This is a genomic window from Methylobacterium sp. CM6246, from assembly GCF_054818005.1.
Map to the genome: position 1 here is coordinate 1,414,802 of NZ_JBTXKY010000001.1, position 16,323 is coordinate 1,431,124.

Sequence of the window (16,323 nt, forward strand, 5' to 3'; positions counted from 1 at the left end):
GCGCATCCGGCTTTATCGTTCAAGCGATCCTGCTAGGCTGCGCCAAAACCAAACCCAACACGACATCAGGGAGGCGCGCATGCGCAAGATCGGGCACTTCATCGGCGGCCGTACCGTGGGCGGCGAGAGCGGGCGATTCGCCGACGTGTTCCACCCCTCGACCGGGGAGGTCCAGGCCCAGGTCGCGCTGGCCAGCAAGGCCGAGATGCGGGCCGCCATCGAGAACGCCGCGGCGGCTCAGCCGGCCTGGGCGGCCACCAACCCGCAGAAGCGCGCCCGGGTGATGATGCGCTTCCTGGAGCTGATCCGCGGCGAGCACGACGCGCTGGCGGAGCTGCTCGCCTCCGAGCACGGCAAGACCGTCCCCGACGCCAAGGGCGACATCCAGCGCGGTGTCGAGGTGGTCGAGTTCGCCTGCGGCATCCCGCACCTGCTCAAGGGCGAGTACACCGAGGGCGCCGGCCCGGGCATCGACGTCTACTCCCTGCGCCAGCCGCTCGGCGTCGTGGCCGGCATCACGCCGTTCAACTTCCCGGCGATGATCCCGCTGTGGAAATGCGCCCCCGCCATCGCGTGCGGCAACGCCTTCATCCTGAAGCCGTCCGAGCGCGACCCGAGCGTGCCGCTGCGCATCGCCGAGATCTTCCTGGAGGCCGGGCTGCCGCCGGGCATCCTCAACGTCGTCAACGGCGACAAGGAAGCGGTCGACGCGATCCTCGACGACGAGGACATCCGCGCGGTGGGCTTCGTCGGCTCCTCGCAGATCGCCGAGTACATCTACGTCCGCTCCGCCCAGACGGGGAAGCGCGCCCAGTGCTTCGGCGGCGCCAAGAACCACATGATCATCATGCCGGACGCCGACATGGGCCAGGCGGTCGATGCGCTGATCGGCGCCGGCTACGGCTCGGCCGGCGAGCGCTGCATGGCGATCTCGGTGGCGGTGCCGGTGGGCGAGGCCACCGCCGACCGCCTGATGGAGAAGCTGATCCCGCGGGTCGAGTCACTCAAGATCGGCCCGTCGCATGACGGCTCGGCCGATTACGGCCCGCTGGTCACAGCCGAGGCGGTCCGGAAGGTCGCGGGATACATCGACCAGGGCGTCGCCGAGGGCGCGCATCTGGCCGTCGACGGCCGCGGCTTCAAGCTCCAGGGCTACGAGAACGGCTTCTACATGGGCGGCTCGCTGTTCGACCGCGTCACCCCCGACATGACGATCTACAAGGAGGAGATCTTCGGTCCGGTCCTCTCGGTGGTGCGGGCGCAGAACTACGAGGAGGCGCTGGCGCTGCCCTCGACCCACCAGTACGGCAACGGCGTCGCGATCTTCACCCAGGACGGCGACGCGGCGCGCGACTTCACCGCCCGGGTGAACGTCGGCATGGTCGGCGTCAACGTGCCGATCCCGGTCCCGATCGCCTACCACACCTTCGGCGGCTGGAAGCGCTCGGGCTTCGGCGACCTGAACCAGCATGGGCCGGACTCGATCCGCTTCTACACCAAAACCAAGACCGTCACGCAGCGCTGGCCGAGCGGCATCAAGAGCGGGGCAGAGTTCTCCATCCCGACGATGCGGTAGGGGCATTTCAACCCTCCCCCCTCTGCGGGGGAGGGTGCCGCGCGGAGGCGCGGCGGGAGAGGGGCAACGCGACGGTGCAGGATCTCGCGCCCGTCGCGACCTGTCCGGAAACGTCGCTCCCCTCTTGCGGGACTTCGTCCCGACCCCTGCTGACGCAGGGGCCATCTTCCCCCGCAGAGGGGGAGGGAAGCGTCCGTTCTGACCTATTGGAGTGATGCCCATGAGTTTCGGGCTCGATGAGGACCGGACCGCGATCCGCGAGATGGCGCTCGGCTTCGCGGCCGAGCACATCGCGCCGCATGCCCTGGACTGGGACAGGGACAAGACCTTCCCGGTCGAGACCCTGCGGGCCGCCGCGGCGCTCGGCATGGCCGGCATCTACGTCCGCGAGGATGTCGGCGGCTCGGGCCTGTCGCGGCTCGACGCCGCCCTGATCTTCGAGGCGCTGAGCACCGGCTGCCCGACCGTGGCGGCGTTCCTGTCGATCCACAACATGTGCGCCTGGATGATCGACGCCTACGGCGACGCGGACCAGCGCCGGCGCTGGATCCCGGGCCTGATGGGCATGGAGACGATCGCCAGCTACTGCCTGACCGAGCCGGGCTCGGGCTCGGACGCGGCGGCGCTGCGCACCCGCGCCGAGCGGGACGGCGACGATTACGTGCTGACCGGCGAGAAGCAGTTCATCTCGGGCGCCGGCGTCAGCGACCTCTACGTCTGCATGGTCCGCACCGGCGAGGCGGGGCCGAAGGGCATCTCGGCAATCGTGGTCGAGAAGGGGATGCCCGGCCTCTCCTTCGGCGCGGAGGAGCGCAAGATGGGCTGGAACGCCCAGCCGACCCGGGCCGTGCGGTTCGACGGCTGCCGGGTCCCGGTCGCCAACCGCCTGGGCGCGGAGGGCCAGGGCTTCCGGATCGCCATGAGCGGCCTCGACGGCGGCCGGCTCAACATCGCCGCCTGCGCCCTGGGCGGCGCCCAGTCGGCCCTCGACAAGAGCCTGGCCTACATGGCCGACCGGCGCGCCTTCGGGGCGAAGCTCACGGATTTCCAGGCGCTCCAGTTCCTGCTGGCCGACATGGCCACGTCCCTGGAGGTGTCGCGCACCTTCCTGCGCCACGCCGCCGCGGCGCTCGACGCCAAGGATCCGGCCGCCACGCAGCTCTGCGCCATGGCCAAGCGCCACGTCACCGACGCCGCCTTCGAGGTCGCGAACCAGGCCCTGCAGCTCCACGGCGGTTACGGCTATCTCGCCGAGTACGGCATCGAGAAGATCGTCCGCGACCTGCGGGTGCACCAGATCCTCGAAGGCACCAACGAGATCATGCGGGTGATCATCGCCCGCGCGCTGACCGGGGGACGCTGATGAGCGATGTGATCGTCGAGCGCGTCGGCGCGCTGGGGCGCCTGCGCCTCGACCGGCCGAAGGCCCTGAACGCCCTGACCCACGGCATGGTCCTGGAGATCGACGCCGCCATGAACCAGTTCTCCGCCGATCCCGGCATCGCCGCGGTGCTGCTCACCGGCGAGGGCGAGCGCGGTCTGTGTGCCGGCGGCGACCTGCGCGGCCTCTACGATAACGCCGGCACCGCCTTCGCCGAAGCCTTCTGGCGGGACGAGTACCGGCTGGATTCCCGCATCGCCGCCTATGAAAAACCGTTCGTGGCGGTGATGGACGGCATCACCATGGGCGGCGGCGTCGGCCTCGCGGGGCATGCCGCCCACCGGATCGTCACCGAGCGCTCGCGCGTGGCCATGCCGGAGACCGGCATCGGCTACCTGCCGGATGTCGGCGGCACTTGGCTGCTGCCCCGGGCGCCCGGACAGGTCGGCACCTATCTCGGCCTGACCGGAGAGCCGGTCGGCGCCGCCGATACGATTTACTGCGGGCTCGCCGACCTGCTGGTGCCCGTGCAGGCGCTGCCCGACCTGATCGACGCGCTGTCGGCTCTGCAGCCCGAGGCCGGCGACGCGGGCGTGCGCGACGTGCTCGGCCGGTTGGCGCGCGACCCCGGCGAACCGCCCCTGGCGCAGCATCGCGCACTCATCGACCGGTGCTTCGCCTTCGACATGGTCGACGAGATCCTGTCTGCCCTGGCGGCGGACGGCTCGTATTTCGCGGCGGCGGCCCGGAAGACCCTGCTGGCCAAGTCCCCGTCGAGCCTGGTCCTGACGCTCTGCCTGCTGCGCCTCGGCCGGCGCTCGCCCAACCTCGAAGCCTGTCTGGAGCGCGAGTTCCACGCCTCGCTGGCGCTGCTGGAGGAGGGCGATTTCCGCGAGGGCATCCGCGCCGCGGTGATCGACAAGGACAAGTCTCCACGCTGGAACCCGCCGCGCCTCGACGCGGTCGATCCGGCCTGCATCGCCCGCTGGCTGGAGACGCGGGCGGACCCGGTTTTTCCGGGCTCGCGCACGGGGCCGGTGTGATGTGAGCGCGGCCTCTGCCACCACCCACCTCACCCTTAAGGTGCCCAGCGATCCATAGGATCGCCGGGCCTCGAAGGAGCCCTCCAGTCGCCGCGCGATCCCTGGAGCCCTCCTTCGAGGCGGCTTCGCCGCACCTCAGGATGAGGGGATGGTTGGGGGGGCAGTAACAAGCGAACGGGAGGGGTATGATGGCACAGACCATCGGGTTCATCGGTCTCGGCAACATGGGCGGCCCCATGGCGGCCAACCTCGTGAAGGCGGGGCACGCGGTGCGCGGGTTCGACCTCGCGCCGGCCTCCCTGGAGGCGGCCCGTGCCGCGGGGGTCGCGGTGGCGGGCTCGGCCCTGGAGGCCGCCGAGGGCGCGGAGGTGGTGGTCACCATGCTGCCCGCCGGGCGTCACGTGGTCGAGGTCTGGACCCAGCTCGCCGACGCCCTGCCGGCCGGCACCCTGCTGATCGATTCCTCGACCGTGGACGTCGAGAGTTCGCGCAAGGCCCACGGCCTCGCCGAGGCGCGCGGCTGCCTCTCCGTGGATGCGCCGGTCTCCGGCGGCACCGGGGGCGCCAAGGCCGGGACGCTGACCTTCATGGCCGGCGGCAGCGAGGACGCCTTCGGACGTGCCGAGCCGCTGCTCAAGGCCATGGGCAAGAACGTGTTCCATTGCGGCGCGGCCGGCGCCGGGCAGGCGGCCAAGATCTGCAACAACATGATCCTCGGGATCTCGATGATCGGCGTCAGCGAGGCTTTCGCGCTGGGCGAGAAGCTCGGGCTGTCGCATCAGGCGCTCTACGACGTCGCCTCGGTCTCCTCCGGCCAGTGCTGGTCGCTGACCACCTATTGCCCGGTCCCGGGCCCGGTGCCGACCTCGCCGGCGAATTCCGGCTACAAGCCGGGCTTCGCCGCCGCGCTGATGCTCAAGGATCTCCGGCTGGCGCAGGCCGCCGCCCTCGCGTCGGGGGCCGCGACGCCGCTGGGGGCGGAGGCCGCGCAGATCTACGGGCTGTTCGAGGGCCTGGGCCACGGGGGAGAGGACTTTTCCGCGATCATCCGTATGCTTCGCGGATCGGGGAGTGAGTCGTGATGGACGCGTACGAGACGATCCTGACGGAGACGCGCGGGCGGGTCCTGCTCATCACCCTCAACCGCCCGAAGGCGCTCAACGCCATCAACGCGCAGCTCACCCGTGAGGTGATCCGGGCCGCGACCGAGGCGGATGCCGATCCGGGCGTCGGCTGCATCGTCATCACCGGATCGGCCAAGGCCTTCGCGGCGGGGGCCGACATCAAGGAGATGCAGCACGCGACCTACGCCGAGATGTATGCGCAGGACCGCTTCGCCGACTGGGAGCGGTTCACGTCCGTGCGCACGCCGATCGTCGCCGCGGTGGCGGGCTACGCGCTCGGCGGCGGCTGCGAACTCGCCATGATGTGCGACTTCATCCTGGCCGCCGACACGGCGCAGTTCGGCCAGCCCGAGATCAAGCTCGGCGTCATGCCGGGGATCGGCGGCAGCCAGCGGCTCACGCGGTTCGTCGGCAAGTCGAAGGCCATGGAGATGTGCCTGACCGGCCGGATGATGGATGCCGCCGAGGCCGAGCGCGCCGGCCTGGTCTCGCGGGTGGTCCCGGCGGACCGGCTGCTCGACGAGGCGCTCAAGGCGGCCGAGATCATCGCGTCCATGTCGCTGCCGATCGCCATGATGACCAAGGAGGCGGTCAACCGCTCGTACGAGACCACGCTGACCGAGGGCGTGCGCTTCGAGCGCCGGGTCTTCCACGCGATGTTCGCCACCCAGGACCAGAAGGAGGGCATGGCTGCCTTCGTGGAGAAGCGGCCGGCCCGGTTCGAGAACACCTGAGCGAGGATGGGCGATGGACGTCCTGGACCGCGATAGCGAAGCGCGCTTCGAGATGGCGTTCCCACGCGCGATCGTTGCCCAGAAGGTGCGCGGGCGCGAGGAGACCATCAACGAGCATCTCGTGAAGCTGTTGGCCTTCGACGTGGCTCCGGAGACCCGGGCGGTCTGGCGCAAGGAGCTGGTCCGGCACTTCCGGTTCCTGGCGGCGCTGCGGGTCAAGCCCGGCGCGAGCCTCGTCCCGGCGCGGGACTGGTGGACCTGGCTCTATGCCGACCCGTTCGAGAACAACGAGACCGGCTACACGGCCGGCCTGATCGGGCTCAACGCCGACGACTTTCCCCGCAACGGCCGCGCGGTGGAGGCGATCGCCGAGGAGATCCGCCATTTCCACGCCGGCATGGTGCAGCGCCTCGCGCGCGGCCAGGCCGGCGAGGACCTGATTCCCGCCTGAGGGCGGGATGCGGCCGGATCTGCCGGCCGAACAAGAACGACGGGGGGAACGACCATGCCCAGCTTCCGGGAGGCCCGCGATCTGTTGCTGGCCCATCGCACCGACTACGCGGCGGCGGTTTCGGCCTTCGCCTGGCCGGACCCGGTGCCGTTCAACTGGGCGCTCGACTGGTTCGACGCCGAGCTCGCAGCCCCCGAGAGCCGCGACCGCAGCGCGCTCCACATCGTCGAGGCCGCCGGCGGCGCCGAGCAGAGCCTGACCTTCGGGCAGATGGCGCGCCGGTCCAACCAGGTCGCCAACCACCTGCGCGGGCTCGGGCTCAAGCGCGGCGACCACCTGCTCCTGCTGCTCGGCAACGTCCCGGCCCTGTGGGAGACCATGCTGGCCGCGATGAAGCTCGGGGCCGTGGTCATCCCGGCCACCACCCTGCTCACGGCGGACGAACTCGCCGACCGCCTGGCCCGCGGCCGGCCCCGGGCGATCGTGGCCGGGCCGGAGCAGCTCGGGCGCTTCGCCGGGCTGGAGACCGGCGAGGCGATCCGCATCGTCACCGGCGCGGCGACGGCGGGCTGGAGCGCCTTCGACGACGCGTCCGGCGCACCCGAGACCTTCACGCCCGACGGGCCCACCGCGGCCGACGACCCGCTGCTGCTCTACTTCACCTCCGGCACTACCGCGAAGCCGAAGCTGGTCCGCCACAGTCACCGCTCCTATCCGGTCGGAGCGCTCTCGACGATGTACTGGCTCGGGCTCAAGCCCGGGGACGTGCATTGCAACGTGTCCTCGCCCGGCTGGGCCAAGCACGCGTGGTCGTCGTTCTTCGCACCGTGGAATGCCGGCGCGACCATCCTGGTGATCAACCAGGCCCCGTTCAACGCCTCCGCCCTGCTCGCGCAGCTGGAGCGCACCGGCGCCACCACGCTCTGCGCGCCGCCCACCGTCTGGCGGATGATCATCCAGGAGGACCTGACCGGCCGGACGCTGGCTTTGCGCGAGGTCTGCGCCGCCGGCGAGCCGCTGAACCCCGAGGTGATCGAGCGGGTGAAGGACGCCTGGGGCGTCACGATCCGCGACGGCTACGGCCAGACCGAGACCACGGCCCTGATGGCCAACACCCCCGGCCAGCCGGTGGTGCCAGGCGCCCTCGGCCGGCCGCTGCCCGGCTATCGCGTGCGTGTGCTCGACGCCGACGGCGCGCCGGCCAGCGAAGGCGAGGTCTGCCTCGAACTCGGGACGCACCGCCCCGCCGGCCTGATGCAGGGCTACGACGACGGCACCGGCACCCTGTCGGGGGCCGAGGGCGCGCTCTACCGCACCGGCGACGTCGCCTTCGTGGACGACCAGGGCTGCTACACGTTCGTGGGCCGGGCCGACGACGTGTTCAAGTCGTCGGGGTACCGCATCAGCCCGTTCGAGCTGGAGAGCGTGCTGATCGAGCATCCGGCCGTGGCCGAGGCCGCGGTGGTGCCGATCCCTGATCCGATGCGCCACACGATCCCGAAGGCCTACGTCTCGCTGGTGGCGGGCGCCTCGGCCGGCCCGGAGACGGCGCTGGACATCTTCCGCTTCACCAATGCCCGGCTGGCGACGTTCAAGCGCCTGCGCGGTCTCGAATTCGTCACCGAGCTGCCGAAGACCATCTCGGGCAAGATCCGCCGGGTTCAGCTGCGCCGGCTGGAGCATGACGGCGTCACCGAGGACCCGCACCGGGGCCGGGCCTATACGCAGGCGGATTTTCCCGAGCTGAAGGGCGAGACGGAACGCAAGCTCGACCAGACGGCGGGGTGATTCGGGGGTGCCGGGGCCGTAAGGGGCCCTCAAGGTTTCCGGTTTCCGAACCGGAAGCCACGGATTTGCCGATGTTCCCAAGTCCCCCGTCGACGTTGTCGCGCTAGAGCCCGCCGCGGCGGGCGAATCGATAAAATTGCGCGGATCCGCTTCAGCCCCGCGGAGGCTCTGCGGCGCAATCCTGTCTTCAACAACGAGGACGGGTTCGATGGGCGCGGGGCTTCTCAAGACGGTTCGGGTGACGCTCGCCGGCGCGCTGGTGCTGCTCGGCCTCGCGGCCACCGCGGAGGCCCAGACCCTGGCGAGCCTCCCGGTGGAATCCGGCGCGAAGGTGCTCAGCGACGCGCGGCCGATCGCGGCCTGGGTGACGTTCTGCCAGTCCTACGCGGCGGAATGCGCCGTGGACCGGAGCGAGCCGGCGCGCATCACCCTGACCCCGGCGGTCTGGGCCACCATCGTCTCGGTCAACCGCCGGGTGAACAGGACGGTCGAGCCGATGACCGACATGGATCATCTCCATGTCGCCGACCGCTGGGACCTGGCCGAGGACGGCATCGGCGACTGCGAAGACTTCCAGCTGCTCAAGCGCCACCTGCTGGCCGAGGCCGGGCTGCCCCGCCGGGCGATGCGCATGACCGTGGTGATCGACGAGAAGGGTGAGGGCCACGCCGTCCTGACCCTGATCACCGACCGCGGCGACCTGATCCTCGACAACAAGACCAGCGTGATCGAGGCCTGGCACAAGACCGGCTACGTGTTCATCAAGCGCGAGAGCCAGGATGCGACGGCGTGGGTCTCGCTCGGCGGCGTCACCTCGCCGGTCACCACCGCCAACCGCTGATCGGGATTTCGATCTCCAGCCGGTCGCGGTTGCCCAGAAGGCTCGGCCCTGTGGCGAGGTTCAGGGGCGGCGACGCGGGATCGGGAAACGCGTGGCAATGCGACCGTCCCGCCACGGCTGCCCGACGTCCAAGGCAGAAACAGCACTCCGTCATCCCGCGGCGTCGGAGGCGAGCCTAGGATTTAGAGCCGCCGACGGCGAAAAATCCGGATGTTACGGCGGGTCTGGGTCCCGGGCTCCGCTTCGCGGCCCCGGGATGACGGAATTGTATCGAGGGCCTGCATGCACCGGCTACGCGCCGTAAGGCGTGTCCGACAGTGCGCTGCCCGCCCTCGGGACCCGGAACACCCGAGCCCCGGACCTCGAAACCTAGATTCGAAAGAGCCCGTTCAGGCGGCGCGGCTCAGCGACGGCTGAGCAAGGGTGGCCACGAAGGTCTCGACCCGGCCGATGAAGCCGGCGAGGTGCGGGGCGATGCCCCGAAGGCTGGCGAGGTCGCGGACCAGGATGTCGCGCGACAGGGCACGGTCGCCCTCGGTGGGCGAGCCGGCCAGGTAGGCTTCCACGGCGTGCTCGGCGATGCCGATGGCACCGGCCCGACCATCCTCGGCGAGCGCTCTGATCACCTGCTGGATGGCGGGCTGCATCGTGAAATCCTTCTCTGGCATGGGGCGATCCCATTGGGGGATGGCTGGGTTCTTGCGAGGTGATCGATCCGCCCGCGAATCTCGCCGCGGGCCACCCCTGTCTCAAGCCGGCAAAGCTCGGTCGAATCAAGGCTTTCCAGAGGGGAGCAGGGCGGCCATTCCGCCAGCGCATGCTCCGGGCTGCAGCAACGCGGATGCTACACAGCCCTCAATGGGAACCGATCCGAAGGCTCGCGCGTTTATCGCCTCGTCTTTAACCATTGTGCGTTGCACGCCCGCGTGTCACCCTCCCGTCATCATCGGGCGATGGGGCGTGATCCATGCGGCACGCGGATGGTGGGATTCCGGCTCTCGCGTTCCTGGCGCCCCACTGGCGCGGATGGTCCGCTCCGCTGCGCCGAGCCCGGCAGGCCGCGAGCCTCGCTCTGGTGGGCACGATCCTGATGCTCGGGGGCGCCAACACCCGCGCCCATGCCCGCTTGAACCTCCCCGATGGCACTCCGGCTCCCGAAGCCAGCGGCCCGGTCGGTGCGATCGCGGGCTGGACGGAGTTCTGCCGGCGCCTGCCGGAGGAATGTACCCTCGATGTCGCGCAGCCCGCCGCAATCCCGCTCACCGTGGCGGTGTGGCGGACCCTCCGGAGCGTCAACCGCCGGGTCAACGCGCGCATCCGGCCGATCACCGATCAGGCGCATTGGGGCGTCGTCGATCGCTGGGACTTCCCGGACGACGGCTTCGGCGACTGCGAGGATTACCAGCTGTTGAAGCGCCGGATGCTGGCCGAGCGCGGCCTCTCGCGGCGGGCCCTGCTGATGACCGTCGTGATCGACGAGACCAATGCCGGCCACGCGGTGCTGACGGTGCGCACCGACCACGGCGACTTCATCCTCGACAACAAGACCGACGCGATCCGCCCGTGGCGGCGCACCGGCTACAGCTTCATCAAGCGCGCGGGCCAGGACGGTCAGGCCTGGGTCTCGCTGGAGGGCAAGGAGGGCGCCGCCCAGGTGGCCACCGCGGAGCCGTGAACCGCGCGCTCGCCGAGGCGGAGGGCAGTCCACCCCAGCGAGTCGACCCGACCCATCGGGAAAACCGCCGGACATGGGGGCCGACCCCGGCGCGTCAGGGCGGCAGCCAGGCGTCGTCGCGAGCCTCGCGCAGGGCCTGCCGGATGGCGGCGGCGAGATCGTCGACGCGCGGGCTGGCTCCCCGGTCGGACCGGCGGAGCATGAGGCCCAGGGACGGCGAGGATGGAAGACCATGCCCGGCGGCCTCGAGCATGGCGACCGAGGAGGGCAGGCCGATCGGGGTCCGCACAGCGATTCCCAGGCCGGCCACCGTGGCCGCCCAGAGGCCTCCGAGGCTCGGACTGACGAAGGCGATACGCCAGCTCAATCCGTGCCTGTCCAGGTGCTCGCAGGCGAGCGTGCGCAGCAGGCAGGGTGCCTCGAGGGCGATGAGCGGCAGCGGCTCGCCTCCGGCTCCGTTCCACAGGGGCCCGCCATCGGACGCGTCCGGGCTTTCAAGCGGCTGGACGCCCGCGTGCGGCCCCGGTCTGCCGCGGTCTCACGCCCCGACCAGCATCGCCGCCAGATCGAGGGCGACCCGGCCCGAGAGCAGGCCCCAGCCGCAGGCGATCACGGTCGCCAGCATCACGAACGGCATCGGGCGGCCCTCGATCCTCCGGCCGCGCACGGTGTTGCGCAGGATGATGAAGGGGGCCGAGAAGGCTAGCATCGGCAGGGCCGCCACCGCGGGCAGGCCGCCCCGCTCCAGCAGGCTGAAACTCGCCCGCCGCGCCGCGAACAACTCGAAGGCGCTGGCGATCAGCCCGGACAGCGCCAGGCCGATGCACAGCGTCCGGATCGACTCCAGGGCGGCGGGCGTGAGGACCATTATTCGCGCTCCTAAACAGGTTGCGCGGAGTTTAGCCATACGATTTACCGGATGTTAAGCAATCGCCCGGGTTAGCGTTAACCTGTGTACAGGCGCGGGCCGGTGGAACCCGGCCCGCGGGCCGTGCCTCAGGCCTCGTCCTCGAGATCGATGTCGAGGATCGCCATGCGGAAGACGAAGGAATCGTCGCCGTCCTCCTTGTCGTCGGCGATCACGCCGATCGACTCCTCGCCGATGAACACCTCGGCGGTATCGCCCGTCTTCATCGCGGTCAGGCGGATGTTGTTGTTGGCGAACTTGCGGCGCAGGTAATCCTGCAGCTTCGCGGTCTCGGCTTTGGTCACGCTGTCTTGCCTCCCCTGTCGGCGTTGGCGCCCCGGATCGGCGGAGGGCTTGCCACGCCCGCGGCGGAGCAGCAAGCGCATCGGCCGAGCGCGGCGACGGTGGGTCAGATGCCGTCGCCCACGTGGATGAACTGATCGAGGGCGACCAGCTGGTCCATGGCCCGGGCCGGATCGTCGCAGCCGGCGGTGCCGACGACGCGGGCCGGCACACCCACCACCGTGGTGTTGGCCGGGACCGGCCGCAGGACCACGGAGCCGGCCGCGACCCGGGCGCAGGCGCCGACCTCGATATTGCCCAGGATCTTGGCGCCGGCGCCGATCATCACGCCGCGGCGGATCTTGGGGTGGCGGTCGCCGCGCTGCTTGCCGGTGCCGCCCAGCGTCACCCCGTGGAGGATCGAGACGTCGTCCTCGACCACCGCGGTCGAGCCGACCACGAGGCCGGTGGCGTGGTCGAGGAACACGCCCCGGCCGATGCGGGCGGCCGGGTGGATGTCGCACTGGAACACCTCGGAGACCCGGCTCTGCAGGTAGAGCGCGAGGTCGCGCCGCCCCCGGGTCCAGACGTGGTGGGCGAGGCGGTAGGCCTGGAGCGCGTGGAAGCCCTTGAAGTACAGGACGGGCTCCAGGGCCCGCAGCGTCGCGGGATCCCGGTCGATCACGGCCCCGATATCGGCGCGAAACGCGTCTCCGATGGTCGGGTCGGCCGCGATCGCCTCGTGGAACGCGTGCGCGACCAGTTCGGCGGGCAGCGACGGGTGCCCGAGCCGGGCCGCGACCCGGTGGCCGACCGCGCCCTCCAAGGTGGCGTGATTCAGGATGGTCGCGACGATGAACGAGGCGAGCTGCGGCTCCGTGCGCAAGACGTCCTCGGCCTCGGCGCGCAGCCGCGACCAGACCGGATCGCAGACGGCGAGGTCCCCTGCGTCGCGGCCGAAGGCTGGGCTGAGGGCTGGACTGGCACTCATGAACGGTGGCTCGCGATCGAGGTGTCTGGTGCGCGCTTCGCTGCCGCGGATCCGGCCTCATGGCCGGGTGGAGCCGGGCGCTGCGGCGAAGCTCCGGCATCCCGGCCGACGCGGTGAACGACCGCGCCGTTGCGGGTCATCCTAGCACGTCGTCCTACAGGGTGAGCTATGCGCGGGGCGCTTGGTCTGGGGCATCGTGCGTTCCGGCAAGTGGCCGCCCGTGACGGCGCCTACCATAGCGTGGTGCGCCGCAGCGCAGCGATCAAGGGTGGCAGGCGTGCGGGAGAGGCCGCGCCTTTGTCGCTGTCAGCGGTTCCGTCGCGGGCGCGGGCTTGTTTCAGCCGGCGACGGCCACTTCGCCGAACCGCGCCTCGATCGTCGAAACGAGGCGGTCGACCATGGTCTGGAGCGGGATGTCGGAGGTGTCGACCGTGGCCGAGGCCCGGGCGTAGAGCGGCTCCCGGCTCGCCAGCACCGCCCGCAGCTCCTGCATCGCCGAGGCATGGTCGCCGGTGGTGGCGAGGTGCCCCTGCTCGCGCACGCGGCTCATGTGCTCCTCCGGCCGGGCGCGGAGCCAGACCGTGTAGAACGCCTGGAGCAGCAGGTCGTAGGTCAGCGGCTCGGCCACGATGCCGCCGCTCGTCGCCAGGATCAGCGGGCCGGGATGCTCGGTGAGGCGGCGCAGGGCCGCCTGCTCCAGGCGGCGGTAGCCCTCCTGGCCGTAGATCGCGAAGATCTCCTGCACCGAGAGCGCGTTCTCCCGCTCGATCTCGGCGTTCAACTCCACGAAAGTCCAGCCCAGGCGCTCGGCCGCGAGCTTGCCGAGCGTCGACTTGCCGGCGCCGCGCAGTCCGATCACCGCGACGCGCAGGCGCCCGCTCGATTCGGAGCGGCTGCCGCCGGAGAGCGCCTCCTTGGCGGCGGCGATCTGGGCCGGATTCGCCTGGCCGAGCAGGTCGCGCACCACGGGCCAGTCGGGCAGGCCGTCATTGCCGGTGATCAAATCGTCGAGGCGCACGCCCATGGCGTTGGCGACCCGCCGCAGCAGGATGATCGAGACGTTGCCCTGTCCGCCCTCGAGCTGCGCGATGTAGCGCTCGGAGAGGCCCGAGGTCTGGGACAGCACCTTGCGCGACAAGCCACGCACGGTGCGCGCGTGCCTGACGCGGCGCCCGAGATCCGTGAGAAAGAGCGATTCCTGTTCCAACACGCCGCTCATGGCGTCGTCCGCTTTCCTGCCAGCCCGAAAGCAGAGTGCTTGCCCTGCATGTCTGCCACTTCAAGATGCATTGTGATTCGCAACCTAGGATCGAGCGGGTGCTTGCTCGACCGTTCGTGCGAAGCCTGGCGTACCCTACCCTGAAGTCTGTATTGCGCCGCCTGTATCCGGCCGCTTCGACCGGTCCACGGGCCATGGCCGCACCGGCCCGACCCTGTTGCTGGCGTATCGTCTATGTGTTGCGGATCGGCCCAGTGGTCAAGCCTTGAGCAGGATCCTCGTGTGGGCAGATTTTGGACAAGCAGTGGTTGTCCGGCCCCGATCGGACCGGCTCCGCCTCACTCGACCGGGATGGCCGTGGCCTCGCGGACGGGTGCCGCCGCGGGCGGCGCGCGGCGCGGCGTGGCGGCGGCCAGCAGCTGGATCGACGGGCGGCGCGGCGGCAGCGGCACGTCGACGGTCTCGGTCACCCCGCTGGTCGCCGCCGCTTGCGTCATCGCGGCGCCCTGGAACGCTCCGGCCGGCTCGGCCTGCGGTGAGAGGCGCAATTCGGCGAGCTGGGCCGGCGCGGCCTCCGCGCTGCCAAGGCCTGCCGGGCGGCGCGGCGGAAGCGGAACCTCCACGGTCTCGACCGCGGCCACCTGCACGGCGGCGGCCGGCGCGGCACCCGCGGCGGCGGGCTCGACGGACAGGCTTGCATACGTGACGGAGCCGCTGAGGGCGTCCGGACGCCGGGGCGGGAGCGGGACCTCGACCGTCTCGCTCGGCACCGCCGCGACGGCGGCCGCGGTGGGGGCGTAGGCCAGGGCCCCCGAGGCGGCGCCGGGATCCGTGACGCCGCCGCCGAACAGGCTCGCCAACGCGCTGGCCGAGGCCGCGACGGGGGCCACCACCGCGGCGACCTCGGTGGAGATGCCCTGGCGCTTGGCCGCGTAGTAATAGCCGCGGTTGTAGTACTGGTAGGCTTGGCTGACGTTGCCTTGGGCGGTGCGATAGGCGCCCGCCAGGTAGGCGACGCCGTAGCGCAGGTTGGTCGCCGGATCGTAGAGGCCCGCCGCGTCGCCGGTGTAGCCGAGGCTGCGCGCCGTCGCGTGCTTGATCTGCATCAGCCCGAGGGCGCTGCCGCCCTTGGCCTTCGGGTTGTAATTGCTCTCGCGCTTCACCACCGCGTGGACGAAGCTCGCCGGGACGCCGTTCGCCTTGGCCTGCTGCTCGATCAGCGCATCGATGTTGTCGCGCGCGCCCTGCCCGAAGGCGGCCACGGGCACGACCGCGAGAGCGGCAGCCAGGAAGAGGCGATGCATTCCGAGACCCGGTCCTGCTTGTTCTGTGGTCAAGCTAGGTCGCGGGGAAATGAGGCCGTAAAGGGGCCCGGATCCGGCAGCCTGTGGGCGCGTGGAGTGTCGGGCACCCCTGTGCCTTGTCGGTCACAGGGCGGCGCCGTCGGTTAACCATCCCGGTTATCCACAGCGTGCGGGCCTGGACAGTCAGGGCAAAATGAAGCGCGCGACCCCGTGGGCGAACCCGTCCGCGCCGTTGCCGTCCGTCACGGCGCTGGCGGCCGCCTTCACACCCGGGTCGGCATTGCCCATCGCCACCGAGAATCCGCTGCGGGCGAACATCGGCTGGTCGTTCCCGGCATCCCCGAAGGTGGCGATCCGCTCGGGCGGGATGCGCAGATGCGCGCTCATCCAGGCCACGAACTGCCCCTTGTCGAGCCCGGGCGGCGTCACGTCGAGATAGTAGGCCTGGGAGCGGTGCACCGTGGCGCGCCCGGCCAGCGCGGTCCCGATCCGGGTCTCGCAATCGGCCAGGTGCGCGTGGTCCCGGCTGACCCCGACGATCTTCGAGGCTGCCCCCATCAGGCTGCCGAGATCGGCCACCACGCGCGGCTCGGCGCCGATCGTCCGGCGCTCGAGATCCGTGTAGGGGCCCTCCGGGTCGCGCAGGCACCAGGCCCCCTCGGCGAAGACCCAGACGTCGAGACCCTCGGCCTGAAGGCGTTCCAGCGCCGCCCGCGCGGCGGCTTCCGGGATCAGCCGCTCCGCGAGGGTCGAGAGATCGGGCCGGACCACGCTGGCGCCATTGAACGCCCCCATCGGTAGGTCGAGGCCGAGGGCGTCGACGAGGCCCCGCAGGCCCAAAGGCGGCCGGGCCGACGCGATGCTGAATCCGATCCCGGCCGCGCGCAGGCGCTTCACCGCCGCGATCGTCGAGGGGGCGAGCTGCTTGTCGTCGGTCACCAGCGTGCCGTCGACATCGGAGATCACCAGGGCGATGCCGCTCGCCTTGGGTGCGTCGGACGCCATCG

Annotated in this window: 16 protein-coding genes and 1 pseudogene; 9 read left to right on the forward strand and 8 right to left on the reverse strand. The window is 70.9% G+C overall.

Features of this window, described 5'->3' with window-relative positions; translation table 11 throughout:
* Positions 1–79: 79 nt before the first annotated feature.
* From ACYQPG_RS07105 to ACYQPG_RS07140, 8 genes are all read left to right on the forward strand, one after another.
* Positions 80–1,576: a CoA-acylating methylmalonate-semialdehyde dehydrogenase gene (locus ACYQPG_RS07105; RefSeq protein WP_147909257.1), complete on the forward strand. Its 1,497-nt coding sequence runs from the start codon at positions 80–82 to the stop codon at positions 1,574–1,576.
* A 220-nt stretch (positions 1,577–1,796) separates the two neighbouring features.
* The gene (locus ACYQPG_RS07110) at positions 1,797–2,939 is read left to right on the forward strand and encodes an isobutyryl-CoA dehydrogenase (protein WP_461230619.1); all 1,143 of its coding nucleotides are present in this window, start codon (positions 1,797–1,799) and stop codon (positions 2,937–2,939) included.
* Positions 2,939–4,000 carry an enoyl-CoA hydratase/isomerase family protein gene (locus ACYQPG_RS07115; protein ID WP_461230620.1) on the forward strand — a complete coding sequence of 354 codons (1,062 nt, stop codon included), beginning with the start codon at positions 2,939–2,941 and terminating at the stop codon, positions 3,998–4,000. Before ACYQPG_RS07110 ends, ACYQPG_RS07115 begins: the two co-directional genes overlap by 1 nt.
* A 188-nt stretch (positions 4,001–4,188) precedes the next feature.
* Positions 4,189–5,082, forward strand: coding sequence for a 3-hydroxyisobutyrate dehydrogenase (gene mmsB / locus ACYQPG_RS07120; protein WP_461230621.1), 894 nt, complete (start codon positions 4,189–4,191; stop codon positions 5,080–5,082).
* A complete protein-coding gene (locus tag ACYQPG_RS07125; protein WP_461230622.1) occupies positions 5,082–5,858 on the forward strand; it encodes an enoyl-CoA hydratase in 777 nt (258 codons plus the stop codon). The genes mmsB and ACYQPG_RS07125 overlap by 1 nt, the downstream gene beginning before the upstream one ends.
* Before the next feature lie 13 nt (positions 5,859–5,871).
* Positions 5,872–6,309 carry a hypothetical protein gene (locus ACYQPG_RS07130; protein WP_461230623.1) on the forward strand — a complete coding sequence of 146 codons (438 nt, stop codon included), beginning with the start codon at positions 5,872–5,874 and terminating at the stop codon, positions 6,307–6,309.
* A 54-nt stretch (positions 6,310–6,363) separates the two neighbouring features.
* A complete protein-coding gene (locus ACYQPG_RS07135) occupies positions 6,364–8,097 on the forward strand; it encodes an AMP-binding protein (protein ID WP_461230624.1) in 1,734 nt (577 codons plus the stop codon).
* Between the two features lie 208 nt (positions 8,098–8,305).
* Positions 8,306–8,938 (forward strand): transglutaminase-like cysteine peptidase, encoded by a 633-nt coding sequence (locus ACYQPG_RS07140; protein ID WP_147909250.1) that lies wholly within the window; start codon positions 8,306–8,308, stop codon positions 8,936–8,938.
* Between the two features lie 389 nt (positions 8,939–9,327).
* Here ACYQPG_RS07140 and ACYQPG_RS07145 read toward each other — a convergent pair whose 3' ends face one another.
* Entirely contained in the window at positions 9,328–9,606 is a 279-nt protein-coding gene (locus tag ACYQPG_RS07145) for a hypothetical protein (RefSeq protein WP_246692847.1), read from the reverse strand.
* 299 nt (positions 9,607–9,905) lie between these two features.
* On the opposite strand from ACYQPG_RS07145, the gene ACYQPG_RS07150 reads away from it, so the two are divergent.
* Entirely contained in the window at positions 9,906–10,613 is a 708-nt protein-coding gene (locus ACYQPG_RS07150) for a transglutaminase-like cysteine peptidase (protein WP_147909249.1), read from the forward strand.
* 94 nt (positions 10,614–10,707) lie between these two features.
* On the opposite strand, the gene ACYQPG_RS07155 is transcribed toward ACYQPG_RS07150, so the two are convergent.
* The 7 genes and pseudogenes from ACYQPG_RS07155 to ACYQPG_RS07185 all read right to left on the reverse strand — a co-directional run bounded on the left by ACYQPG_RS07155 (position 10,708) and on the right by ACYQPG_RS07185 (position 16,321).
* Positions 10,708–10,980 (reverse strand): type 2 periplasmic-binding domain-containing protein, encoded by a 273-nt coding sequence (locus ACYQPG_RS07155; RefSeq protein ID WP_461230625.1) that lies wholly within the window; start codon positions 10,978–10,980, stop codon positions 10,708–10,710.
* A gap of 171 nt (positions 10,981–11,151) precedes the next feature.
* On the reverse strand, positions 11,152–11,481 hold the full coding sequence (locus ACYQPG_RS07160) for a DUF6949 family protein (protein ID WP_147909247.1): 330 nt from the start codon (positions 11,479–11,481) through the stop codon (positions 11,152–11,154).
* 128 nt (positions 11,482–11,609) lie between these two features.
* Positions 11,610–11,825 (reverse strand): DUF3126 family protein, encoded by a 216-nt coding sequence (locus ACYQPG_RS07165; protein WP_147909246.1) that lies wholly within the window; start codon positions 11,823–11,825, stop codon positions 11,610–11,612.
* A 104-nt stretch (positions 11,826–11,929) separates the two neighbouring features.
* Positions 11,930–12,793 carry a serine O-acetyltransferase gene (cysE, locus tag ACYQPG_RS07170; protein ID WP_461230626.1) on the reverse strand — a complete coding sequence of 288 codons (864 nt, stop codon included), beginning with the start codon at positions 12,791–12,793 and terminating at the stop codon, positions 11,930–11,932.
* A 337-nt stretch (positions 12,794–13,130) separates the two neighbouring features.
* Positions 13,131–14,027 (reverse strand): annotated as a pseudogene (locus ACYQPG_RS07175) (helix-turn-helix transcriptional regulator); the annotation flags it as partial.
* A 323-nt stretch (positions 14,028–14,350) separates the two neighbouring features.
* Positions 14,351–15,316 (reverse strand): lytic transglycosylase domain-containing protein, encoded by a 966-nt coding sequence (locus ACYQPG_RS07180; RefSeq protein ID WP_419829051.1) that lies wholly within the window; start codon positions 15,314–15,316, stop codon positions 14,351–14,353.
* A 183-nt stretch (positions 15,317–15,499) separates the two neighbouring features.
* Positions 15,500–16,321, reverse strand: a complete 822-nt coding sequence (locus ACYQPG_RS07185) for a Cof-type HAD-IIB family hydrolase (protein WP_147941882.1) — start codon at positions 16,319–16,321, stop codon at positions 15,500–15,502.
* Positions 16,322–16,323: the final 2 nt, after the last annotated feature.